The 23,756-nt window shown below is 66.8% G+C and carries 22 protein-coding genes; 7 read left to right on the top strand and 15 right to left on the bottom strand.

The features are described 5' to 3' along the window. Positions 1 to 45: 45 nt before the first annotated feature. Entirely contained in the window at positions 46 to 816 is a 771-nt protein-coding gene (locus tag GOPIP_RS22445; protein ID WP_006372110.1) for a hypothetical protein, read from the top strand. Here the strand turns inward: GOPIP_RS22445 and sepX are convergent. The 4 genes from sepX to GOPIP_RS22425 all read right to left on the bottom strand — a co-directional run bounded on the left by sepX (position 773) and on the right by GOPIP_RS22425 (position 4,782). After that, the gene (sepX, locus tag GOPIP_RS29195; protein WP_006372109.1) at positions 773 to 2,032 is read right to left on the bottom strand and encodes a divisome protein SepX/GlpR; all 1,260 of its coding nucleotides are present in this window, start codon (positions 2,030 to 2,032) and stop codon (positions 773 to 775) included. The two genes, GOPIP_RS22445 and sepX, sit on opposite strands and share 44 nt — an antisense overlap. 136 nt (positions 2,033 to 2,168) lie before the next feature. Further along, positions 2,169 to 2,825: an SIMPL domain-containing protein gene (locus GOPIP_RS22435; protein WP_006372108.1), complete on the bottom strand. Its 657-nt coding sequence runs from the start codon at positions 2,823 to 2,825 to the stop codon at positions 2,169 to 2,171. 32 nt (positions 2,826 to 2,857) lie between these two features. Next, positions 2,858 to 3,520, bottom strand: a complete 663-nt coding sequence (locus tag GOPIP_RS22430) for a response regulator (protein ID WP_006372107.1) — start codon at positions 3,518 to 3,520, stop codon at positions 2,858 to 2,860. Next, the gene (locus tag GOPIP_RS22425) at positions 3,517 to 4,782 is read right to left on the bottom strand and encodes a sensor histidine kinase (RefSeq protein WP_006372106.1); all 1,266 of its coding nucleotides are present in this window, start codon (positions 4,780 to 4,782) and stop codon (positions 3,517 to 3,519) included. The genes GOPIP_RS22430 and GOPIP_RS22425 overlap by 4 nt, the downstream gene beginning before the upstream one ends. A gap of 169 nt (positions 4,783 to 4,951) precedes the next feature. Between GOPIP_RS22425 and GOPIP_RS22420 the strand changes: the two genes are divergently transcribed. Further along, entirely contained in the window at positions 4,952 to 5,746 is a 795-nt protein-coding gene (locus tag GOPIP_RS22420; protein ID WP_210738850.1) for a hypothetical protein, read from the top strand. A gap of 51 nt (positions 5,747 to 5,797) precedes the next feature. On the opposite strand, the gene GOPIP_RS22415 is transcribed toward GOPIP_RS22420, so the two are convergent. From GOPIP_RS22415 to GOPIP_RS22405, 3 genes are all read right to left on the bottom strand, one after another. Beyond that, positions 5,798 to 6,454: a GNAT family N-acetyltransferase gene (locus GOPIP_RS22415; protein WP_014359199.1), complete on the bottom strand. Its 657-nt coding sequence runs from the start codon at positions 6,452 to 6,454 to the stop codon at positions 5,798 to 5,800. A gap of 69 nt (positions 6,455 to 6,523) precedes the next feature. After that, complete coding sequence (gene glp, locus GOPIP_RS22410) at positions 6,524 to 7,828, bottom strand: molybdotransferase-like divisome protein Glp (RefSeq protein ID WP_006372103.1); 1,305 nt, start codon at positions 7,826 to 7,828, stop codon at positions 6,524 to 6,526. A 143-nt stretch (positions 7,829 to 7,971) separates the two neighbouring features. Next, positions 7,972 to 8,922 (bottom strand): UTP--glucose-1-phosphate uridylyltransferase, encoded by a 951-nt coding sequence (locus GOPIP_RS22405; protein ID WP_035728732.1) that lies wholly within the window; start codon positions 8,920 to 8,922, stop codon positions 7,972 to 7,974. A 145-nt stretch (positions 8,923 to 9,067) separates the two neighbouring features. On the opposite strand from GOPIP_RS22405, the gene GOPIP_RS22400 reads away from it, so the two are divergent. Continuing rightward, on the top strand, positions 9,068 to 9,643 hold the full coding sequence (locus tag GOPIP_RS22400) for a 5-formyltetrahydrofolate cyclo-ligase (RefSeq protein WP_006372101.1): 576 nt from the start codon (positions 9,068 to 9,070) through the stop codon (positions 9,641 to 9,643). 17 nt (positions 9,644 to 9,660) lie between these two features. Here the strand turns inward: GOPIP_RS22400 and GOPIP_RS28470 are convergent, their stop codons facing one another. Both GOPIP_RS28470 and nhaA read right to left on the bottom strand, forming a co-directional pair. Next, positions 9,661 to 10,008: an FmdB family zinc ribbon protein gene (locus GOPIP_RS28470; protein ID WP_081482552.1), complete on the bottom strand. Its 348-nt coding sequence runs from the start codon at positions 10,006 to 10,008 to the stop codon at positions 9,661 to 9,663. A 102-nt stretch (positions 10,009 to 10,110) separates the two neighbouring features. Beyond that, entirely contained in the window at positions 10,111 to 11,421 is a 1,311-nt protein-coding gene (nhaA, locus tag GOPIP_RS22395) for a Na+/H+ antiporter NhaA (RefSeq protein WP_006372099.1), read from the bottom strand. A gap of 218 nt (positions 11,422 to 11,639) precedes the next feature. Here nhaA and GOPIP_RS22390 point away from each other — a divergent pair, with 218 nt between their 5' ends. From GOPIP_RS22390 to GOPIP_RS28880, 4 genes are all read left to right on the top strand, one after another. Continuing rightward, positions 11,640 to 12,296 carry an SAF domain-containing protein gene (locus GOPIP_RS22390; RefSeq protein WP_006372098.1) on the top strand — a complete coding sequence of 219 codons (657 nt, stop codon included), beginning with the start codon at positions 11,640 to 11,642 and terminating at the stop codon, positions 12,294 to 12,296. Positions 12,297 to 12,533: 237 nt separating this feature from the next. Further along, complete coding sequence (gene mscL, locus GOPIP_RS22385; protein ID WP_006372097.1) at positions 12,534 to 13,430, top strand: large conductance mechanosensitive channel protein MscL; 897 nt, start codon at positions 12,534 to 12,536, stop codon at positions 13,428 to 13,430. A gap of 127 nt (positions 13,431 to 13,557) precedes the next feature. Beyond that, positions 13,558 to 15,660 carry a heavy metal translocating P-type ATPase gene (locus GOPIP_RS22380; protein ID WP_373278852.1) on the top strand — a complete coding sequence of 701 codons (2,103 nt, stop codon included), beginning with the start codon at positions 13,558 to 13,560 and terminating at the stop codon, positions 15,658 to 15,660. A 490-nt stretch (positions 15,661 to 16,150) separates the two neighbouring features. After that, positions 16,151 to 16,549 carry a hypothetical protein gene (locus GOPIP_RS28880; RefSeq protein WP_006372095.1) on the top strand — a complete coding sequence of 133 codons (399 nt, stop codon included), beginning with the start codon at positions 16,151 to 16,153 and terminating at the stop codon, positions 16,547 to 16,549. A gap of 125 nt (positions 16,550 to 16,674) precedes the next feature. Here the strand turns inward: GOPIP_RS28880 and GOPIP_RS22370 are convergent, their stop codons facing one another. From GOPIP_RS22370 to GOPIP_RS22340, 6 genes are all read right to left on the bottom strand, one after another. After that, positions 16,675 to 17,349, bottom strand: a complete 675-nt coding sequence (locus GOPIP_RS22370) for an MspA family porin (RefSeq protein WP_006372094.1) — start codon at positions 17,347 to 17,349, stop codon at positions 16,675 to 16,677. Positions 17,350 to 17,417: 68 nt separating this feature from the next. Further along, positions 17,418 to 18,080: an MspA family porin gene (locus tag GOPIP_RS22365; protein ID WP_006372093.1), complete on the bottom strand. Its 663-nt coding sequence runs from the start codon at positions 18,078 to 18,080 to the stop codon at positions 17,418 to 17,420. A gap of 657 nt (positions 18,081 to 18,737) precedes the next feature. Then, entirely contained in the window at positions 18,738 to 19,361 is a 624-nt protein-coding gene (locus GOPIP_RS22355; protein ID WP_006372092.1) for a MogA/MoaB family molybdenum cofactor biosynthesis protein, read from the bottom strand. Positions 19,362 to 19,479: 118 nt separating this feature from the next. Further along, positions 19,480 to 21,075, bottom strand: a complete 1,596-nt coding sequence (locus GOPIP_RS22350; protein ID WP_006372091.1) for a S1C family serine protease — start codon at positions 21,073 to 21,075, stop codon at positions 19,480 to 19,482. Positions 21,076 to 21,279: 204 nt separating this feature from the next. Next, positions 21,280 to 22,785 (bottom strand): sensor histidine kinase, encoded by a 1,506-nt coding sequence (locus tag GOPIP_RS22345; protein ID WP_244421203.1) that lies wholly within the window; start codon positions 22,783 to 22,785, stop codon positions 21,280 to 21,282. Between the two features lie 146 nt (positions 22,786 to 22,931). Then, positions 22,932 to 23,618, bottom strand: coding sequence for a response regulator transcription factor (locus GOPIP_RS22340; RefSeq protein ID WP_006372089.1), 687 nt, complete (start codon positions 23,616 to 23,618; stop codon positions 22,932 to 22,934). Positions 23,619 to 23,756: the final 138 nt, after the last annotated feature.

Below are 23,756 nucleotides of genomic sequence, written 5' to 3'. Positions count from 1 at the left end.
CCAGGTCACACCATGTCGTGACCTCGTGCCGCTACCCTGCACCTCGTGGCCGAGATGACGAATGAGCAGTTGGCAAGAGCGTTGGACGCAGCGATCGCGGTGATCGATCCGCTCCTTGACGTTCTGGCCGAGCGGGACCCGCTGGGACTGAAGGCACACACCTTCGACGAGGGCGACCATTCCGGGATCGCCGCGGTCCAGCACACCGTCGCCAAGGCGCTCGACGTCGCCGACTGGCCGGGCACCAAGGGCTGGACGGAGCTGTCGATGAAGGATCGCGCCGACTGGTGGATCAGTCGGCTCGGCACCGTCAACACGATCGCCGTGGCCTATCCCGGCGCGCTGGGCGCGTGGGCCAAGGTGTTGCCCCTGGCAACTCCGCTGGGCTTTGCCAATCAGGCCACGGTCCTCGTCGCGATCGCCCGCGAGTACGGCGTCACCGACCGCGCGTGGCAGATCCGCCTGCTCGCGTCAGTGCTGTGCGACCGCGATCTCCCCGACGACGCTCTCCCGGCATCGGTGACACCGGTCGGCCCGGAGAACGCAACCTCGAAGCGATCGGCCTTGCGTCTGCTGTGGGACATCGCGCAGATCCTGCGCAAGGTCGACGCACAGATGAGTAGGCGCCCCCAGCCGCCCCGACCGTTCTCGACACTGTCGTGGGTTCCGCTGCTGGGAGCGCCGTCGCTCTACATCGGGGAACGGCTGGCGCTGTGCCGCGCCGTCCGATCGGGACGCGAATGGATTGTCGCGCACCCGGAGTCGCTGGATGTCAGCCGGCCGCGGCCTGCCGGAAGTCCTCGTCCTCGCGCATGACGCGACGCCGCTGGAACGGCGGCAGGTGATCGAACACCGGGTCCTCGTCGTCGATCTCGAGGACCACCGCACCACCGGGACGACGTAGCCGCGGCGGCGGTGGGGCGGCAGCGAACTCAGGTGTTTGCATCTCGCGCCGCTCACGCTCCGCGTCGGCCTTCGCGGCGCGACGTGCGCGGGCGATGCGCTGGGCCCGAATCTGCTGCTCTGCCTTGACGGTTCGCCGCAAGTAGAACAGGTATCCGACGAACAGCACACCCGTCAGCCCGGTGGCGATCCAGCCGTATTGGCCGAACAGCACACCGCAGACAATGGCCGCAATGACCATTGCCGCAAGCGCCAGGGTCACCCGCTGGCGCTCCTTGTAGCGCAACGCGTCGCCGGTCGCATCGATCGTGTACGCGCTCCGACGACGAGACTTCCTGTCCTGCTTGACCTCCGGATCCGAGTCCTTCACTGGGACAGGTGTTGCCTCGCGACGCTTCCGGAGACCTTCGAGTTCTTCGTCGACCTCGTCTTCGAGATCTACTTCGTCGTCGTAGTCCTCATCGTCATCGTCATACTCGTCGTATTCGGAATCCTCGTAGTCACCGTCGAGGTCGTCCTCGTACTCGGCGCCTTCGTCGTCATACTCGTCGTCTTCGTCGTAGTCATCGTCGTACTCGGCGTTCTCGTCATCGTCGTACTCGTCCTCGAGTTCGGCGTCCTCGTACTGCGACTCGTCGTCGAGTTCGGCGTCGTCGTCCTCGTCGAGCAGATCCACCTCGACCTCGACGACATCGACCTCGACACGAGTGATGGTGACCTTCTCGGCAACCGTGTCCTCGGTGTCGTCGACTTCGTCGGTCTCGACGTCACCGGTGAGCACCTCGTCGGCGTCGGAGTGAACCGACGAAACCGATTCTGCAGTCCGGTCTTCGGCGTCGCCACCCACGGTGTCGTCATTCACGGTGTCGTCGTCCTCGGCGTCGAGAACCGCGGTCGCCGAGCGACGAGCGGTCGTGCGTTCGGCGACGTAGCTCGGATCGTGCGGGTGTGCACCGGCCGCGCGCCGCCGCCGGGTGCTGCGGGTTCGGGTGCCACCACGATGGAGGAGACGGGTCGCCTTGGCGACCTCGGTGGTCTTCTTGGTCTGCGGGCGACCCTTGATCACCATCGGCACCAACACGAAGAGCCACACCGCAACGAGGCAGATCCACAGGACGGAGTTCGGCATGGCTCTCCCTTTCTTCACTCTGGTTACACCGGGCCACTTCACAATCTAGGTGCGGACGCGCCGCATCCTGCGCAGACGCGCCGGGGCACACCCGAATCAGTCCAGTTCACATGCACTTCTCAGCGGACGCGCACCGTCATTCGGCGATGAAGCGCGCGTCGACGGTCACCGCCAACTCGATGTCGCGGGATCGCAGGTCGAGGGACGGCGAGCCGCCGTCACCGGGGGGCGCGCCGGCAGCCAGCAGCGCCCGAGGCATCGGCTGGTGGGCGTCGAGCATCTCCGGGTCGGCGAGCTGGGTCGGGGTGACCGGTCCGCGCCCGACCGCATCAGCGTAGGCCTGCGCCTTGAGTACGGCGTCCTCGACGGCCGCGCGACGCAACTCCGCCTCGTGCCGACGACGACTCTCCGGGGTGAGCGCCCCCCGCACGCCGGCGATATCGACCCCGGATTCCTGCGCCCACACGTCGATGAACCCGCCCAGCGCATCGACGTCGGCGAATTCGATGTCGACGCCGATGTTGGTGGAGTACACGAGGTCTCGCAGCTTACCCTTCGCGTCATAGGGCCGATGGGAGTAGACATGCACGGTGTCGCTCGACCACATCGCCACAGCGTCGGTACCGGCCAGTTCGTCGAGCGTCGCGATCAGACGCGCATGCACCTCGATCGCGTCGCGGTACACCGCTTCCCGTTCACTCCCCGACACTGCCACCCGAAGGTGCACCACTGCCCGCTCGGGCGCGTATTTCCCGTCGGCGTTGCCGCGGACGATGATCTCCAGCTGCGTCATGGCCCGATGCTACGGAACCCGACGCCGTCTGCTCATCCAACGCGTCGCACCAGGTCACGCTCGTAGGCGTAGATCACCACGTGAATCCTGTTGCGTAGGTTGAGCTTGGCGAGAATGTTGGCCACGTGCGACTTCACCGTCGTCTCGGAGACGAACAACTCCGACGCGATCTCTCGATTCGACAGTCCACGAGCCACGGCGACGACCACCTGCCGTTCGCGTTCGGTCAGGTCATCGACGGGAACCGGGTCGGGTGCGGTGCGTGCGGGCGGAGTCGCGGCGTACGCATCGACCAGGGCTCGGGTGATACGCGGGGACATCACCGCGTCACCTCGGGCGACGGCCACGACCGCATCGACCAACTCCGCGCCACGCACGTCTTTCAGCAAGAACCCGGCCGCTCCTGCGCGGATGGCGTCGAAGGCGTACTCGTCGACGTCGAAGGTCGTCAACACCAGCACCCGCACCGATGGACGGTGGGCCACCACCTGCCGGGTCGCCTCGACACCGTTCATCCGGGGCATCCGCACATCCATCAGGATCACGTCGGGAGCGCACGACTCCGCGAGCGCCGCGGCCTCGTCGCCGTCGGCGGCCTCCCCCACCACCTCGATGCCGTCGGCGGCCTGTAGGACCATCCGCAGCCCGAGCCGGACGAGTTCCTGGTCGTCGACGATGGCCACCCGAATCGTCATCGGTCGGCGCCTGCCGCGACGCATCGTGCCGGGATGCACGCCCAGACCCGCCAACCACCGCCTACCAGGGGTCCGGACTCCGTGCGACCGCCGTGGAATGCCGCACGCTCGGCAATCCCGGTCAGTCCGAACCCCGGCTCGGCTGAGCCCCCGGAGCTGCGCCCGTCGTCGACGACCTCGACGTCGATCGCGTCGTCGCGATAGACCAGGTTCACGCGAACCGTGCTCGCGTCAGCGTGTTTTCGCACGTTCGTCAGGGCTTCTTGCACGATGCGATACACGGTCAGTCCCTCGGGCGCGGATACATCGGTCGCGGTTCCCGCGACGATGAATTCGATGTCGACTCCGGTGCGCCGACACTCATCCACCAGGGTCTCGACGTCGTCGACACCGGGTTGTGGTCGGCGCGGCAGCTCATCGGCGCGCAGGACCCGGACGAGGTCGCGCATGTCGTCGAGCGCCTCGCGCCCGGTGTCGGCAACGCGCCTCATCGCGTCCTGCGTGGCGGCGGGGTCGCGATCCCCGGTGGCCAGCGCCCCCTCGGTCAGCGTGACCATCACCGAGAGACCATGTGCCACCACGTCATGCATCTCCCGAGCGATCTGCTGCCGGTGGTGCGCGGCCGTGAGCAGTTCGGTCTGATGCCGTTCATGCTCGCGTCGTCGGGCACCGTCGGCGGCGGCCAGGATCGCATTGCGGCGGTTACGCACCGCGATCCCGGCGCACACCGCGGCGATCAACGGCCCGGTCAACAGCACAAGGGATTCGACGCGGTCACCACTCGCCTGCCAACGCAGCACCGCCAACACCGCCCCCACCTCGACGACGGCGGCCGCGGCCCAGGCCGTGCGCGCCGGATACGCCGCCGCCACCGTATACACAGCGATCAGCAGAGCGATGTCGGCCACCAGCCGAAGGTCGAGGGCCCATTGCACGAAAGCGACGAGCGCGAGCACCGCGAACACCGTCACCGGAAGACGACGCCGCACCAACAGCGGGAGCGCCAGCAGCACACTCACGAGCAGCGCGGCCCCCGGATGAGCAGCAGTCGGGCCGCCGCGCTGACTCAATTGGATTGCGGCACAGGCCAGCACAACCGCGAAGGGAACGATCGCCGACGCCGCCGGCGACGTCGCACCGATCCGTAACCACCGGCCGATGCGCGTGGCAAGCGAGCCGTTGGATGCCGCGGCACCCGGAGCGGCGTCGGTCATCCACCACGCGCGCCAGCGACGCGCGGTCTCGGCAATCTGGGTCGGCATCGGAGCCAACTGTAGACCCCGAGTCCGCAGGAGGCGTCCTCCTCGCGAACGGTTCCGAACTCGTCCGCGCGGAGGACCCACACATCGTTCCCACTGCTGATGTGCCGCACCGGCCGATAGGTCCACCATGGTGCGGTCCGCGATCACCGAACGAAAGTCATTGCCCGTCATGCACACTCATCGCCACCACCCGACTCCAACGACCAATACCGCCCGGATCGTCGCCCTCGGCGTGCTGACCGTCGCGCTCGCTGCGGCGACGATGCTCGCGCCCTGGTTGCTCACCGGTCCCGGTCCCGACGGCATGGCCACGGCCTTTGGCTCGGCGTTCGCCCATTTCTGGAAGAGCGGGTCGAGCACACCACCCGTTGATCTGACGGCTCTTGTCGACGACTGGCGGCGCTTTCACATCGCGAAATCCGTGATCGGCCTGGCGTTACTCGTCGTCGCATGTCGACTGACCATCGCCCTCTACCGGGGAACGAGCGAGCCCACGCGCCGCCGACCCTTGCGGGCGCTACCGGCTGCTGCCGTCGCCGCGATCGCTCTCGTCATCGTGGCAGCGAACATCCAGGGCGCGATCGCACCGTTGTCCTCGCTACTGCCCTTCCTCTCCGGCAGCGGTGACCCGACGACCCTCGCCATCGCGAGTCAGGCGCGCACCGAACTCATGGCATCCGTCGACGGCAGCTTCACTGCACCCCTGCAGGTTCTCGTCGACGACTTCGCCCGGTACCACACGGTATTCGCGGTGATCGCCGGCGTGCTCACCGTCGGTGTTCTCGGCGCGACCGGCGTCGCTCTTCGTGCCGCGGCGGTTGCACGCCGCGGCGCCCGGACACGGCCGCTCGCCTGTGCCGCCGCGTTGACGGTCGTCGCGCTGACCACCGGAGTGGTCTGCGCCGGGAACATCAGCTCGGCCGCTGAGTCAGCACAGGCTCTGGCGGTGTTCTTCGGTGGCTGAGTTCTTCGGTGGCTGACCGGTGCCCGTCGACCCAGGCCAGCGGCAAATCGGCTACAGAAACGCCGCCCGCCCCGACCGCACGAGGGTTTCGGTGGCGCTACCGGTGATCTCCTCGGCGGTGAGGGCATAGAGGAAATGATCACGCCAGCGTTTGTTGACGTCCATGTACCGCTCGAGCAGCCCCTCGCGTCGGAACCCGATCTTGCTCAACACCGCTTGGGAGGCAACGTTGTCCGGTTGGACGGTCGCGTCGAGCCGGTGCAGACCGACCGGACCGAAGCAGTGGTCGACGCCGAGCGCGACGGCCGCGGTGGTGATGCCCTGTCCGGCGTGGCCGGCGTCGATCCAGTAGCCGATCCAAGCGGTACGCACCGCGCCGCGTTGGATGTTGCCAACGGTGAGCTGGCCGATGTAGACGCCGTCGAGTTCGATCACGAACGGCAACAACGTCCCTCGCTTGGCCTCGGATTTCAGCACCGCGAACAGCGGTGGCCAGGACGAGACCTGATGACGCGACGCCCACGATCCGACACCCGTCGGTTCCCACGGCATCAGCGAGTTCTGGTTGCGGATGCGCAACTCGCTCCAGTCCTTGGCGTCTCGCAACTTCACCGGCCGTATCGTCACCGCACCCGCCCTGGTCCCCAGAGGTCCCAGCGTCGCGGGCCACCCCGGACTGACGGGTTCGCCACTCAGCCACCTGAACACATCTGGGAGTCTATGCGGTGACCATCGCCCGGCGCGGAGGTAACCGGTACGCGCGCCGACTCGTCGGTGTCAGCCGCGTTGGGCGAGGAAGGCGACCTCCACCTCGTCGCCGATCCCGAGTTCCTCGACGTCGGAGTCCACGATGATCAGGCAGTTGGCCTCGGCGAGTTCGGCGAGCAGATGACTCGATCCGGTCGGCGACGCCCCGAGCACCTGCACGAGGTATTCACCGGAGCGTTCGTCACGCATCAGCTGTCCGCGCAGATATCCCTTGCGGCCCTTGACCGACGCGATCGGGCCGATGGTGCGTGCCTTGATGACCCGGCGCATCGGTTGCCGTTTACCCAGCGCGATGCGGATCAGCGGACGCACCATCACCTCGAACGAGACCAGGGCGCTGACCGGATTGGACGGCAGCAAGAAGGTGGGTACCTCGTCGCGGCCGAGCCGGCCGAAGCCCTGGACCGAGCCGGGGTGCATGGCCACGCGCACGATCTCGAGGTCTCCGAGATCGCTGAGGGCATCGACGACCGCGCCGCCCGCCTGTCCGCCGATCGCACCGCAGATCACCACGATCTCCGACCGGATGAGTTGCGCTTCAACGACTTCCCGCATGCGCGAGCTGTCGCGTTCGGCGATGCCGACTCGGTTGACGTCGGCGCCGGCGTCGCGGGCGGCCGCGGCGAGGGCGTAGCTGTTGACGTCGTAGATCTGGCCGGGTCCGGGAGTGCGGTCGATGTCGACGAGTTCGGAGCCGATGGAGATCACCGACAGTCGCGGACGCGGATGCACCATGACGCGCGCATGCCCGACGGCGGCGAGCAGACCCACCTGCGCCGACCCGATGATCGACCCGGCACGGACGGCGACGTCACCGGGCTGTACGTCGTCGCCGACGCGTCGCACATAGTCGCCACTCTCGACGCCGTGGCCCACCTTGACCTTCGACTCCCCGCCGTCGGTCCACCGCAGCGGCACCACCGCGTCGGCGAGAGTGGGCATGGGAGCACCGGTTTCGACGCGCACCGCCTGCCGCGGTTGCAGACGGGTCGGGGTGCGGGCACCGGGTGAGACCTCCCCGACCACCGGCAACGACACGATCATCGGTTCGTTCGCCTCGAGATCGACGAGGTCGGCACCGCCGGCGTCGAACTCGTCGAGATCCTCGGGTGCGGGCACCCCGGCGAGTGCCACGTCGACCGCACGTACCGCGTATCCGTCGACGGCGGCCTGGTCGAAGCCGGGCATGGGGTGTTCGGTGACGACCTCTTCGGCGCACATCAAACCCTGGGCCTCGGAGATCGCCACACGCACCGGGCGCGGGGCGACCGCCGCGGCCGTCACCAACGACAGATGATCCTCAACCGAACGCATCTCACCTCACTCCGCCGCCGGCCCGCGCGCACTCTCATCGGCCGGGGTACCTGCCGGTCGACCTTCGGGTAAAGGCTAGTCGTCGGGCAGGCGCACGTGTGTCAGGCGCGCGGAGGGCCGCATACCCGACACCAGAGGGCGGGTCAGTCCTGCTTGAGGCGCTCGGTGAGCCACTCGCGCAGGTCGGGACCGTAGTCATCGCGGTCGAGGGCGAAGTCGACGGCCGCTTTCAGGTAGCCGCCGGGGTTGCCGAGGTCGTGACGGGTGCCGTGATGGACGACCACATGCACCGGCTCGCCTTCTTCGATGAGCAGGGCGATCGCGTCGGTCAGCTGCAATTCGCCACCCGCACCGGGCTTGATGCGGCGCAGCGCGTCAAAGATCTTGCGGTCGAGGATGTATCGGCCGGCGGCCGCGAGATTCGACGGAGCATCCTCCGGTGCGGGTTTTTCGACCATGCCCTTGAGTCGCTTGACGTTCGGGTTGTTGGCGTCGGGCAGGTCCTCGACGTCGAAGACGCCGTAGGCACTGATCCGGTCACCGGGGACCTCGATGGCACACAGCACCGATCCGCCGCGCCGTTGCCGGGTTCGGGCCATCACCTCGAGCACCCCGCCGGGCAACACCAGATCGTCGGGCAGCAGCACCGCGATCGCGTCTTCGTCGTCGTCGAGGTAGTCCTCGACGCACCCGACGGCGTGGCCGAGGCCCAGCGGCTTCTCCTGGATCACCGAGGCCACATCGAGCAACGACGGCGCCTTGCGAACCTTGGCGAGCATCGCCGCCTTACCGCGCTTGGCCAAGGTGTTCTCCAGCACCAGGTCTTCGACGAAGTGCGCGACCACGCCGTCCTTGCCGGGCGAGGTGATGATCAGCAGCCGTTCGGCGCCCGCCGACTTGGCCTCCTCGGCGACGAGTTCGATGCCGGGGGTATCGACGACGGGCAGCAACTCCTTGGGCACCGTCTTGGTTGCCGGCAGGAATCGTGTACCCAGGCCCGCGGCCGGGACCACCGCGGTACGTGGGATCGGCGGGGTGTCGGGTACGTCGTGGTACTCGGGAATCTCGGTCGTCGAATTACTCACGCTGGTCATGAGAAACACCCTAATGTCGGTTGCCGGGAAGCAGCCACAGATGCGATGCGCGAACGCTGGGAGATCGCCGCTACCGAGACCGGTGTCACACCTGGTCAGCGCTACGATACGCGCGGCGACAGCGATCCGAGGCGAAGGAGAACCCGTGGCGGGCAAGAACGAACTGCGGGCCGGCTTCGCAGCCCGGCGAGCAGCATTGACCCTCGAGGATCGTGACCGCGCGGCGACTCGGCTCGTCACCCACCTCGCATCGAGCCCTGTGCTGCTCGACGACACGGTGACGGCCGCGGCATACGTTCCCGTAGGCGCCGAGCCGGGGTCGGTGGCATTCCTCGACGCGCTGCGCGGCCACGGCTGCACAGTGCTGTTGCCGGTGGTGCCGCCCGGACCGCCGGCGCCGCTGGACTGGGTGCGCTACGACGCGCGGGACTCACTGGTCAGGGGCCGGTTCGGGCTACTCGAGCCGACCGGCTCGCGGCTGGGCGTCGACGCGGTCTCCGCAGCCGACATCGTTTTTGTGCCGGCGCTGGCGGTCGCTCGCACCGGTGTCCGATTGGGCCGTGGCGCAGGCTATTACGACCGCAGCATCGACGGGATTCGGGCAACACTCGTCGGCATCGTCTACGACCACGAGCTGGTCGACGACCTACCCGCCGACGCCTACGACGTGCCGATGGGGTGGGTGTTGACGCCGGGTGGTGGGTTCACGCGGCTGCGGTGAGCGAGCTGCCGGACCCGTCAGGCCGACGCGGGTGTCGCTGCCTTGGTGCTGCTCGAGGAGCTCGACGACGACTTGGAGTCGCTGCTCGACGACGAGCTGGTGCTGCTGCTCGAGGAGTCCGAGGACGAGCTCGAGGACGAGTCGGATTTGGATTCCGAGGAGCTGCTGCTCTCCGACGACGACGAGCCGTTGCGCGAGTCGGTGCGGTAGAACCCGCTGCCCTTGAACACGATCCCGACGGAGTTGAACAGTTTGCGCAGCCGCCCGGTGCACTGAGGGCACTCGGTGAGCGAGTCGTCGGAGAACGACTGCACGACGTCGAACTTGTTGTCACACTCCGTGCACGCATACGAGTAAGTGGGCACCGAAAACCTCCACAGGAACGTAGGAACCTCGATCAGTTTAACCGAAACTGGCACTCGGACATTCCGAGTGCCAGTAGACGCGGTTTGTGCTGGTCAGGAAGGTTATCCGCCGATGACCTCGATGTCGCGGTCGGGAATGCCGTCGCGGTTCATGTCGGGGTCGCGGGTCTTGCGCGCGTCCCAGCGCAACAGCAGCCCGGCGAGGGCTGCGGCGATCACCGAGCCGATGAGGATGGCGGCCTTGGCCGGCGCCGCATGCTCACCGTCTTCGAACGACAGTTCCGAGATCAGCAAGGCGACGGTGAATCCGACACCGGTGAGCATGCCGATCGGTACGAGGTCACGGAGACCGATGGCATCAGGCAGCCGTAGCGGCGTGAATCGGGTCATCACCGCGGTCGCGCCGAGCACGCCGACGATCTTTCCGAGCACCAGGCCCGCCACGATGCCGAGCGAGACCGGTTCCACCAGCGCACCGCCGGCGCCGACGAGAGAGACCCCGGCGGCCGCGAAGGCGAACACCGGTAGCGCCACCGACGACGACCAGGGCCGTACCGTCTCGTCGAACAGTTCCGCGCGACTGAGCTTCTCATCACGAATCGGCTTGGCAGGCACCACGAATCCGAGCAGCACGCCGGCGACCGTGGCGTGTACCCCGGAGGCGTGCATCAACGCCCACGCCACCAACGCCAGCGGCAACAGCAACCACCAGTGAGTTCGCGGCGCCCGCACAGCGAGTGCAAAGACTACGACGACGAGCACCGCGGCACCCAACATCAGCAGATCGATGGTGTCGGTGTAGACGGTGGCAATCACGATGATGCCCAGCAGGTCGTCGACGACGGCCAGCGTCAGCAGGAAGGTGCGCAGCGCCAGCGGAAGGCCACGCCCGCAGATGGCGAGGACCGCCAGGGCGAAGGCGATGTCGGTGGCCGTCGGCGTCGCCCAGCCGTGCAGCGCCGACGGATCGTCCGAGGTGGTGCCCACAACCAGCAGATACACCAGGGCAGGAGTGACCATGCCGCCGACCGCAGCTGCGATCGGCACACCGGCGAGTCGCAGATCGCGCAGTCCCCCGGCGACGAACTCGTGTTTGAGCTCCACACCGACGACGAAGAAGAAGATCGCGAGCAGACCGTCGGCCGCCCATTGCGCCAGCGTCAGGTGCAGGTGGAGTGACTCCGGCCCGACCTCGATGGCAAGCAGGTGGTGGTAGGCCTCGCGCCAGGGTGTGTTGGCCCAGACAACCGCGATTGCCGCGAAGGCCAACAGCAGGATGCCGCTGGTGGTGTCGAGGGCGAGTACCCGCAGCAGGCGTGCTCGTCGGTCGGCAACGCGCCAGGGTGTGTGGCCGGTCTTGGCGGGATCCGACTCGGCGTGGGGGTCGGTGCAGGTGTTGTCGGGGTCCGTCACGGGCGGCTCCTGATCGGTCGTCGGCAAGAATCCGGCTCGTCACGAGCGCGGAGCCGACCAGACTTCCCGGCACACCGGGTGCCATTCTCCCAGTTCACAAGGGCCCACGTCCAATCCGGGAGGTCCACCCTGTGGAAGAACAAGGCCCGCAAGCCTTTTGTCCACAGGGCGCCCCTCGATCCGGATCGGGGGCGCCGAGAACCGCTAATTTGCCCCTCATGAACGTGTTCGGAGGTGGTTCGGCACTCGGGCCGCGACTGCGGGATCGCGTCGCTCACGCCCTGCGTCCCGGCTGGGCGCGGTCGGTGATGATCAGGCGCAGCGCAGCGCTGCTACTCGTGGCGGTGGCCGTGGCCATCGGCGTCACCGGTCAGCGCGCGAAGAACGATGCGCCGGTCCTGGTGGCGGCGCGCGATCTGCTTCCGGGACACACCGTGACCGGCACCGACCTGCGCGAGCTCCGCATTCCGGTGGACCTCGTGCCCGACGGAGCGCTACGGCTGACCGCCGACGGCGAGTCGCATACGGTGACCGGCCCGGTACGCGCCGGAGAAATCGTCACCGAGTCGCGGCTGTTGTCGCCGCGCCTGCCGATGGAGTTGACCGGACGGGCCGATGCGCGGTTGGTGCCGGTCCGACTCGCCGACGACACGGTCGCATCATTGCTACGGGCCGGGGATCTCGTGGACGTGCTCAACGCCCAGGCACAGATCCTGGCCGCGGGTGCCATCGTCGCACTGGTTCCCGGTGCGGGCCCGACGACACCGACGCGCGCAACGACAAACCCGCCGATCTTGCTCGCGATGACCGAAACCGCAGCTCATCGAGTTGCGGGAGCAGGGCTCGACGTGCCACTCGCGGTGGTCCTGCACTGACCTCGCGCGCTGTCAGCACCGGCCGATCAGGCCACTCCGACGCCGAGGGGACACCTGGATCCCGGGCGGCACCACGACCCACTGGACACAATTACTGGCGCGCGTCTTGTCGACTCACTGAGCGAAATACTCAGTCTCGTTTACGATCCTGGATAGAGTTTTCTAAAGGTCCGTGCCCACCCATGGACGACACGGCATGAATACCCGGCACCGAAGACCGATCAGGAAGGACCGGAAGTGCTCAAGGGCTTCAAGGATTTCATACTCAGAGGCAACGTCGTCGAATTGGCCACCGCGGTCATCGTCGGCGCCGCGTTCACCGGTATCGTCACGGCGTTCACCACCGGCATCATCAATCCGTTGCTGGCGGCCATCCCCACCGGGCAGGGCGACTGTGGCTCATCGACCACAAAGGCCGGAGAGACCGCCGTCAACAACCCGGTCTCGGTCTGTGGGCTCGGTTTCAAGATCACCGACAACCAGGCGACCTTCCTCGACTTCGGCGCGCTGATCGCCGCGATCATCAACTTCCTGATCGTCGCCGCCGTCATCTACTTCATCATCATCGTTCCGTACAACAAGCTCGCATCGCTGGGCAAGAAGCCCGACGAGGCCGAGGCCACCGAGATCTCGCTGCTCACCGAGATCCGCGACTACCTGGCTCCCGAGGGCTCGAGCTCGGCAGCCAAGGAGCAGGCGCAGTCGATTCTCCCGCCGCACCTCAGTGACCCGTCCGGGCCGCCCACCGGCGTCCCCGGCGGACCGTCCGAACGCGATCCCGGCGCAGGCAGTGCCGTCGACACCACGACCAAGCGAATCAGCACGCCGCCCGCACCGTATTCCGATCCGGCACCGTCAGGACCGTTCACGCCGCCCGAGCGTCCCAGCCAGGGCCCGGGCACCACGCCGTATCCGGGACCGGGCTCGCCGACGCCGTCCCCCGCGCCGGGCAACTATCCTCCACCGGGTAACTACCCGCCTGCCGGTGGACAGCCCGGCAATTACCCGCCGCCCGGCAACTACCCGCCCGGTAACTATCCGCCGCCCGGTCAGCAGTATCCGGGCGAGCAGTACCCCGGGGAGCAGTACCCCGGCGACTATCCGCCGGACGGCCCCGGCCGCCACTCCCGCTGAGTCGCTCACACCTCCATCGAAGGCCCGTATCCCGAAAGGGATGCGGGCCTTCGCCGTTGACCGAACCCGATTCCCACGGTCCAGAGCATCGTTGCGTCATACCCCCCAGGGGTATATGGTCGGCGGCATGGAGCAGCACGACCAGCATGGAAACACCACCGATCACCCGGACCACACGCACCCAGCACACGCCGGTCATTCCGGTCACAGTGCGATGAGTGGTCACGCCGGGCACGGAGATCATGTCGCCGTGTTCCGCCGGCTCTTCTGGATCACGCTGGTGCTCGCGATCCCGACCGTGGTGTTCAGCGGCATGTTCGCCGACCTGATCGGCTACTCGCTCCCCGCCGCCGGCTGGGTGCGCTGGGTATCGCCGGTGATCGGGACCGTGATCTATCTGTGGGGAGGTCGACCCTTCCTCGGCGGCGCGGTCGGCGAGATCCGTTCTCGCGCTCCGGGGATGATGCTGTTGATCGCGCTCGCGATCACCGTCGCGTTTGTCGCATCCTGGGGATCGACCCTGCATCTGCTCGACCACGAGCTCGATTTCTGGTGGGAGCTGGCACTTCTCGTCGTCATCATGCTGCTCGGTCACTGGATCGAGATGCGTTCGCTGGCGCAGGCGACATCAGCACTCGACTCGCTCGCGGCATTGCTCCCGGACTCCGCCGAGAAGGTGGTCGACGGGCAGACCGTGAGCGTCGGGCCGGCCGACCTCGTCGTCGGTGACGTGGTGCTCGTACGCCCAGGCGGGTCAATACCCGCCGACGGTGTCGTCCTGGACGGGTCGGCGAACCTCGACGAATCGATGGTGACCGGCGAATCCACGCCGGTCACACGTGGCGTCGGGGATTCGGTGGTGGCAGGCACCGTCGCCACCGATTCCGGTCTGCGGATCGAGGTCTCGGCGATCGGCGACGACACGGCCCTGGCAGGGATCGGACGACTCGTCGCCGAAGCACAGGCGTCATCCTCGCGGGCACAGCGTCTCGCCGACACTGCCGCCGGCTGGCTGTTCTGGTTCGCGCTGGGCTCAGCCGTTCTGACGGCGATCGCGTGGGTCGCGCTCGGCATGCCCGACGATGCGGTCGTCCGCACCATCACCGTGCTCGTCATCGCCTGCCCGCACGCGCTGGGACTGGCCATCCCGTTGGTCGTCGCGATCGCCACCGAACGGGCCGCGCGCGGCGGAGTGCTGATCAAGGACCGCCTGGCGCTCGAGTCGATGCGGACCGTCGACGCGGTCTTGTTCGACAAGACGGGCACGCTGACCAAGGGCGAGCCCGCGGTCACCGCTGTCGTGCCGACACCGGACCATTCCTCCGACGACGTTCTCGCCGCTGCGGCGTCCGCAGAATCCAGCAGCGAGCATCCACTGGCCCGCGCGATCGTGCAGGCTGCTCGCTCCGAGGAGCTGGACATCGCACCCGCACAGGACTTCTCATCGTCTCCGGCCGTCGGCGTCACAGCGACGGTAAACGGCCACGAAATCCATGTGGGCGGTCCGCGCATGCTCGACGAGATGGGACTCGACGAGCTCACCGTCGCCGACGACTGGCGCGCGCAGGGCGCGATCATCCTGCACGTGGTCGCCGATGGCGCGGTGATCGGCGCACTGCGACTCGCCGACGAGGTCCGCCCCGAATCACGGCAGGCCGTGGACGCCCTACACCGCCTCGGCGTGCAGGTGGTGATGGTCACCGGGGACGCGCAGGCCGTTGCCGACAGCGTCGCCGCCGAACTCGACATCGACCGCGTGTATGCAGGTGTACGTCCAGAAGACAAGTCCGCCAAAGTGTCTGAGCTTCAGCGCGAGGGCCATCGGGTCGCCATGGTCGGCGACGGGGTCAACGACGCCCCAGCGCTCGCACAAGCCGATGTGGGCATCGCGATCGGTGCAGGCACCGACGTCGCAGTCGCCTCCGCCGGAGTCATCCTCGCATCGTCCGATCCCCGCTCAGTGTTGTCGGTCATCGAGTTGTCGCGTGCGGGCTATCGCAAGATGAAGCAGAACCTGTGGTGGGCAGCGGGATACAACCTGATCTCGGTGCCGCTGGCGGCCGGCGTGCTCGCGCCGATCGGCTTCGTGCTGCCGATGAGCGTCGGCGCGATCCTGATGTCGGCGTCCACCGTCGTCGTCGCACTCAACGCCCAACTGCTGCGTCGGGTCGACATCTCACCCGAGGCGAGCACGCGCCGAATCCTGGCGCAGCGCACTGACAACGGATAACGCGGCCATATCGGGCGGTGCGATCGACCGGCCAGCGCTTTCACAGGTTTCCCCGAACGACTCCCAAGGTCGCGGGCCTAATGTCGGTCCCGTCGGCAACACCCGGCCGGCTCACGGTTAATCGAGCAACCGTGGTGCCGTGCGGGAAGTGCGCATCTCCCCGACCCGCGCACAACTCACACGGCGCACCTCGTTCCGCCAGGATCGCGGTCCTCCCCTATGCCGCGACCGAAGGAACGACAAAGGGCGGGAAACCATTTCTGGTTTCCCGCCCTTGTTGCATATCGGCAATAATCGACCGACAACTAGCCGATAGCACACTATTCTGGCCTTTGTCAGAACGACGACATAGTCGGCATAAACGGCGCTGACCTGCACGAAAAGAGTCAGACTGCCAGGTGGCTCACAGCTAATTTACAAGGGCGCTCACTAGATTCTTGAGCAGGTCACCGACCACCAGGGTTGGTCGGTGCTCAACGAAAGGCAGCCCATGAAACTCATTACCCGCCCTCGCATTCGGCAGCTCACACTAGCGTTCATCGGAGCAGGCGTTCTCGCCACGGCAACAGCCGGCTTGGCATCGGCCGACGCCGCTGGCCCGACAACTCCTGTGCCCGGAACCAACTGCACAGTGGCGCAAGCCGAAAACACTCTGGCGGCACAGAATCCGGCGATCTACCAGAAGATCATGCAGTACCCGGATTCAGCGCAAGGCCTCGCAGATGCGCTCGCTCTCAGCCCATCCGATCGAGCCGACCACTGGGCAGAAGTCCACCTCCTCGACGCCGACAATCGCCAGATCTTCCTCGGCGTGCACGGTTGGTCCGAAGCGGAGCGCCATGCCGCAGAAGCCGCCATTGATCAGGCCGCAGAGACCTGCCGAGCGTGACAGCCCCGACGTAGGCCACGACCACGACGGACACGGCCTGCTTATGGCGACGAGTAAGGGCGGGACACCGAAACTCGGTATCCCGCCCTTACTTGCACGATCTTTGATGCGTTTCCGCTGCGCGATCAGCCGATGGAGAATGGCTTGCCGTAGAGCGTGATGACACCCTTCACTGCGTCGGTGTCCACGGTGACGGTGACCTTAGCTTTGGCCTCGGCGTAGCCCCCGCACTTCTCCAACTTGAACTGCTCCTGGCTGTAGGCCACACCACCCTGGCTGCCGGTGAAGGTGTAGTCGGTCACACCGTCGCCATCACTGTCGGTGGTCGAGATGATCGGGTAATAACCGGCTTGACCGGGCCCAAGCTTCAAGGTCGTTCCCACTCCCGCGGATGTCGTAGTCGTCGGAGTGTTGGTGCCGTTGCTTTGGACAACAACGTTGTTTCCGTCGTCATCTCCGGTGACTCCGCCACCCAGACCGATATCGACCTGGCAACCGACGATGTAGCCAGCAGCGATAGTGCCTCCGGTGGCCTCACCGCCGACGGTGACGCGTACCTTGCCCGACACCCAGACTTCACGGGACAAGTTGAAGGACTCGACGATCGAGGTCTGGTAGTTGACATTCTGGCCGAACAGCTCGATCTTGACCGGTGTGCCATCGACGAGCGTCTTGGTGAACGTGGTGTTGGCCACCGGACTGGCCGACGCAGCGCCGGTACCGGTAGCGGTGATCGCCATCAACGCGGCGCCGGTGATACCGACACCTGCCGCCACGCGGCGCGTGATGATCTTGTTCATGATTCCCCTTCGTGGAAATAAAGATCTGCCCGGAGCAGATAAGTCGTGGAAAGTGTTATCTGCTTCGATCAGCTGACGAAGAAGGGCTGACCGTAGAGCGAAGACTGCAGGAACGTACCCGAGCCGGTGACGGTGTCGTCGTCGTCACTGATGTCGTAGCCCTTACCGCCCCACGCCTTGGCGATAGTGCGCGCTGAGGCATATCCGCCGCAGTTCGGGAAGGTGATCTCGAAATCCGCAAGCTGGACAGCCGCGGCCTTACCCGCCTTAAAGCTCTTACTCACTGAGACCGCCTGGATAGCAGCCTCGCCGGGAGCGATCGGAAGGGACACACCACCGGTGAGGGTGACGCTGGGCGGTGCAGGGAGGACCGTAAGGGATCCCCCTGTCGTAGCTGAGAATCCACTCACGTCGATCTGGCAGCCCGCGAGGACATATATGGTCAGGTTACCGTTCACGCCGTCGCTGCCCTTCGCCGCGAAGGTGCCCGACAGGAGCGCGGTACGGCCGAGTCCGTTGTTGGCGACACGCGCGACCGAGAACTGCGAGTTGCCGGTACTCGAGGTGGTGATCGACTCACCCTCGAGGCCAGTGACAACCTTCGATCCGTTCGCCAAGGGAGCCGCCGCAGCGTTTCCCGTACCCATGCTTGCCAGACCGATCGCCGCGGCCGCGGTGATGGCGCATGCCCCCGCAGCACGGCGCAGCCCAAGCTTGCTGAACTTGCTCATTCGTTCCCTCTCACAGGATTCGGCTAAATCTCGCAGGACATGCACCCACACGTCCCGTCCTGACCTCGGCGGTCGAAGGCATAGTGTCCGACTCGTGTAACCCGATCTCATCGATAGGGTTAACGAGAGGTGAACCGCCCTCGCCACCACTGCATCGCCACTCGCGTGGTTCCGCAGGACCCGCTACCGGTCCTCCACGCTGGGTACCGGTGTAGTCCGTGCGAACGCTATCTGAGAGGTCACAAAGAGAGCAACAGCTGGAATCAGTCATGTCTCAGGAAATTCATTCACTATCATGCATCTGCCCTCAGCAATCGGAACAATGCCGAATGTTAATGACAGGAAAACTGGCTGCTGCTGGGGCTGTGGCCGCTATTCGTAGTGCGGCGGACGCTCATGGTCGTAGCGAGCACGCCCCTCGTCGGTATGACGTAGATCACGTTCATCGCGAGTTGTTTCGGGCAACGAATCACCAAAGATCGCGTCCAGGTCACGCCGACGTCGCGCGGCATCACGAACATGAACCGACTGCTCATCGGCCGAATTCGGATCGGACGATCCATGCGCCTGAGCGCATTCGTGTGCCGCGTCACCCGCGCCGTGAGTCTCATCTCCGGACAACAGTTCACCCCGTCCGAGTACGTGAATCCGACAGGGTCAGAAATCCCTGATATTCGAGATCACATGTTTTGCGAGAGGCGCCACGGTCGCCATCCCGTCACGGACCGCTGCCCGTGAGTCGGCGATATTGACGACGAGGGTCTGCCCTGAGATTCCGGCCAGCCCGCGCGAAAGTCCGCCGTCGGTTGCGCCCGCGGCCAGGCCCGAGCTGCGAACCGCTTCCTCGATACCACGAAGTCGCCGATCCAGAAGCGGCTCGGTGGCCTCCGGGGTGACGTCGCGGGCGCCCACACCCACTCCACCGACCGAGACCACCAGATCGACCCCGCCGATCACCGCGGTGTTCAGGGCGTTACGGATCTCCACCTCGTCGCCGGGGACGAGAATCGTCGCGTCAACGTGGAATCCGGCTTCCTCCAGCAACTCGCCCACCAGCGGACCGAGTGGGCTGTCGACGTCGCCGTGGGCCACCCTGTCGTCGACCACCACGACCAACGCTCGACCGACCTCGTCGCCCGCGGACTCGCGTGCCGAACCGCCCTGACGGGCTGCGAATGCGCGCGCAGCGGCATCGGCGGCCACCACGTCGGCCGGATCCACCTCGGTACCTTCGGTCATCGGGAGCTCAGCCACCTGAAAATCGGAGTCGCTGGTCATCATGGCCACTGTCCTCTCTGCGTTCAGCGCGCCTACGGCGTGCTCGTGGTGATGCGGCATGGTCGTCGTCGGCCCTGCACGGTGATTCGTCGCAGTGAAGCCGAACGAACCACCTGTTCGATCAGTTCGACTGCAGGGTCGCCAATTGCACCGTCACCGTCTTCGTTTGTCCGCCTGCGGTGTAGGTGACCTGGACTCGATCACCGGGGTTGTGTGAGCGCACCGCCGCCACGAGGGCGTCACCGGTGGCGATGTTGCGGTCGTCGATCTTGGTGACGATCGCACCCTTGGGAATTCCGGCCGCTGCGGCCGGGCCACCGGCCTGCACGTCGGCGATCAGGGCTCCGGGAGAGTTCGGATCGGTGCTCGGCCGCACCGACACCCCGAGACCGGCGTGGGTCGCCTTGCCGGTGTCGCGCAGCTCGTTGGCCACTCGAATCGCCTGGTCGATCGGGATAGCGAAGCCGAGTCCGATGCTGCCGCTCTGCTGCTCCTCGCCACCGCTGCCGCCGCCAAGGGTCGCGATCGCGGTGTTCACACCGATCAGTGCACCACGCGCGTTGACCAGTGCGCCACCGGAATTGCCGGGATTGATCGCCGCGTCGGTCTGGATCGCGTCGATCACCGAGGTGGTGTCACCCTCGCGTTGCGTGGAGACCGGGCGGTTCAGCGCGGAGATGATGCCGGTGGTAACCGTGCCCTGCAGGCCCAGCGGCGCTCCGATGGCGATGACGTCCTGGCCGACCGCGAGATTGTCGGAAGTCCCGACCTTGATCGGGGTCAGGCCGGACTTGTCGACCTTGATGACGGCGATATCGGAGATGGGATCGGCGCCCAGCACGCGGGCCGCGGAACGCGAGCCGTCCTGGAAGTTCACGACGACGTCGGTGGCGGGGCGGCCATTGCTGCCGCTCACCACGTGGTTGTTGGTCATGATGACGCCGTCGGCGCTGAGCACGACGCCCGAACCCTCACCCTGCTCGGTGCCCGTGGTGACGTCGATCGACACCACCGACGGCAGGGTCTGGGCAGCCACCTGCTGGACCGAGCCCTCCGGCGCCGGCACCGAGCCGCTGTCACGCGCGCTGGGGTCACCGCCCAACGGTTGGTTGTTGGCCGCCGTCGACGTCGAGTCGTCGTTGAGCTGGGAGCCGACGAATCCGCCGACGCCGCCGGCCACCAGGCCGATCACCAGGGCACCGGCGACGAGCGCCGCGATCAATCCGCCACGAGACTTCTTCTTGGGGCCCTGCGGCTCCGGTAGTGGTTGCGGATCACCGAAACCGGTTCCCGGCGGCGGTCCCGACGGCCCGATCGGACCCGATCCTGCACCGTATGCGCCGTACGGCTCCCCACCGCCGTGGGTTCCGGCTCCGAAGGACTGCGTGGGCGCAGTACCGCCCTCACCGAAACCCGGTGTCTGCGACTGCGATTCCGGGTTCGATCCGGAGCTGTCGCCGTAGGTGGAGGTCCGTTCCCACGGCGCCGAGCCCGACGAGCCGTAGCGGGGTGACCCATACTGGGGAGAGCCGTATTGGGGCGAACCATAGGTGGGGATCGGGCCGGTCGAGGGACCGGGCGAATATCCGGGCGCACCCGACTCCTGGCCCGGACGGCCATAGGCTCCCGTCCACCCGGACTCACCGGAGTTCGGCGCGTCACCGGGGTTCTGCGCGTCATCACCGTACGGCCCGCGGTGCGAACCTCCACCCGTCATCGTCGTCCCCACATCTTTTCGTCGAGAATCCCTGCCGGCGGGCGCATGTCCGCCAGTCGTGTCGTCGGCACCGGTCCTGTGTCGCTCGCCGTGGTTGTCACCGCGGGTGTCCGTCACCGTTGTCGTGGCGCAGACAACCCTAGGCGATCAAGTACCTGGCCTGCGCGCGAACACCGTCCTGAGCATCGCAGTCGAGTCATCTCTCTACTGACGAACCACCTGCGGCGTTGGTTCCATCGGCGCCGGATGCCCCGGCAAGGTCATTCGGATGATTGCTCCGCCGAGGTGTGACTGTTCGGCACGTACCGTGCCACCCATGCGGGCCACCACCTGACGCACGATCGCCAGCCCGAGTCCCGACCCGGGCATCGACCGCGACTGAGTGGCCCGGTAGAAGCGCTCGAACACCAGCGCCCGGTCCTCCTCCGGAATGCCGGGGCCGGCGTCGGCGACGGCCAGTTCGGCGGTGGTGGGGGTCAGCTGGGTGAGCGTGACCTCCACCGTGCGTCCGCGCGGCGACCACTTGGCGGCATTGTCGAGCACGTTGAGCACCGCGCGGGCGAGGCCGTGCTGATCGCCGAAGACGAACCACGGCATCAGCGTCGTGGTGAATTCCACATCCGATCGGCGACGACGCACCCGCTCGAGCGCTCCGGAGACCACCTCACCGAGGTCGATCTCCTCGTGCACCACTTCCGGCGCATCCTCGCGGGCGAGGTCGACGAGATCGCCCACGAGCGTCGACAATTCGCCGATCTGGGCCATCACGTCCGAGCGCAGCTCCACCATGTCGGCAGCGGGCACCGGTGGTGCTCCGGGTTCGCTCGAGGCGATCAGCAGTTCGAGGTTGGTACGCAGCGACGTCAACGGCGTGCGTAATTCGTGCCCGGCGTCGGCGACCAATCTCGCCTGCTGGTCCCGGGATTCGGCGAGCGCACGCAACATCGTGTTGAAGCTCTCGGTCAACCGTGCCAACTCGTCGTTGCCGGTGACCGGGATCGGCGTGAGGTCCTGGGTGCGGGCCACCCGTTCGGTGGCCCGCGTGAGTCTGGCGACGGGTCTCAACCCCGCTCGGGCCACGGTCATGCCGGCCAGCGCGGCCAGAGCCACCCCACCGCAGCCGACCACGAAGAGCACCCAGGCCAACCGTTTGAGCGTGCGATCGGTGTGCAGCAACGACTGCGCCAGGATCAGGGTGCTGCCGTCGTCGAGTTTGCGGGCGAGCACCCGCTGGTTGTTGATCGTGCGCAGGCTCTGCGCGTTGTTGCCCGGCCGCGTCGGCGACATCGCCACCGACCGCTCGGCATCACCGAACGGCACCTCACCGACGGTCAGCGCGACACCGTCGGGGCGGACGAGACCGATGGAGATGCTGGTGGAGAACACGGTTCCGGTCAGCAGCGCCGCCGGACGCTGGTTGATCGTGCCGTTCTTGGCCAGCAACGTCATGCCGTCGGCACGGCTCTCCAGCCCGGTGTCGATCTCGTTGTACATCGCGCGGTAGACCACGAAGTAGGCGGCCGCAGCCATCAGACTCACCGCGAGCAGCACCACCGTCGCCGAGAGCAGTGTCACGCGCACTCGCAGGGAGACCGAGCGCGTCAACGGCATCGGCGCCCGCATCTCGCGCTCGCCGTGTTTGCGCAGGCGGAACCACCGGCGCGCGACACCTCGACGAATCCGCAGGGGCATCGAGCTGCCGGGGTTCATCGCCGACGCGTGCGGAGTCGTCGCGTGCAGAGTCGACTCATGCAGTGGCGACGTCGGTGTGTCCGACGTGGTGTGTCCCTCTGTGAAGGGCGACGGCGACGCGGAATCCGTATCGGCGCCCACCGGGGAATGTCCGGGGTTGGCCACTACGGCGGCGTCTCCCGCAGCACGTATCCGACGCCGCGCACGGTGTGGATCAGGCGGGTCTCCCCGTCGGCCTCGGTCTTGCGGCGCAGGTAGCCGACGTAGACCTCGAGGGCATTACCAGAGGTCGGGAAGTCGTAGCCCCACACCTCTTCGAGGATCCGGCTGCGCGAGAGCACCCGCCGCGGATTGGCCATCAGCATTTCCAGCAGCGCGAACTCGGTGCGCGTCAGACTGATCTGGCGTTCGCCGCGGTAGACGTCGCGGGTCACCGGGTCGAGTGAGAGATCCGCGAACGTCAGGGTCTCCGAGTCGGCGCCGTCCTCGGGAGACGCGCGGCGCAGCAGGGCACGCAGACGCGCGAGGAGTTCCTCCATCGCGAACGGCTTGGGCAGGTAGTCATCGGCTCCGGCGTCGAGGCCGGCCACCCGCTCGGACACCGAATCGCGTGCGGTCAGCACCAGAATCGGCAGGTCATCACCGGTGGAACGCAATCGCCGGCACACCTCGAGACCGTCGAGGCGCGGCATCATCACATCGAGGATGGCGACGTCGGGTCGCTCGGCAACCACCTTCTCCAGGGCTTCGATGCCGTCACCTGCGGTGTCGACGGTGTAGCCGTTGAAGGTGAGCGATCGGCGCAACGACTCACGCACGGCCCGATCGTCGTCGACCACGAGTATTCGCATGGGTACTAGTCTTATCCACAACTACTGAGAGGTGTCTGAGCAACGCGCAGGTCGTGCGAACTTTCGCACCGAGCGTGGGACCCGTGGTGCGGGGCTGCGCCGGTACCAGCGCCGCGGTGCGGTCCGCTGGAGTGACGA

Source organism: Gordonia polyisoprenivorans NBRC 16320 = JCM 10675 (assembly GCF_000241325.1).
GTDB classification, from domain to species: domain Bacteria; phylum Actinomycetota; class Actinomycetes; order Mycobacteriales; family Mycobacteriaceae; genus Gordonia; species Gordonia polyisoprenivorans.
Note: the sequence above shows the minus strand (reverse complement) of the source record. Positions and strands in the feature narration are given on the sequence as shown.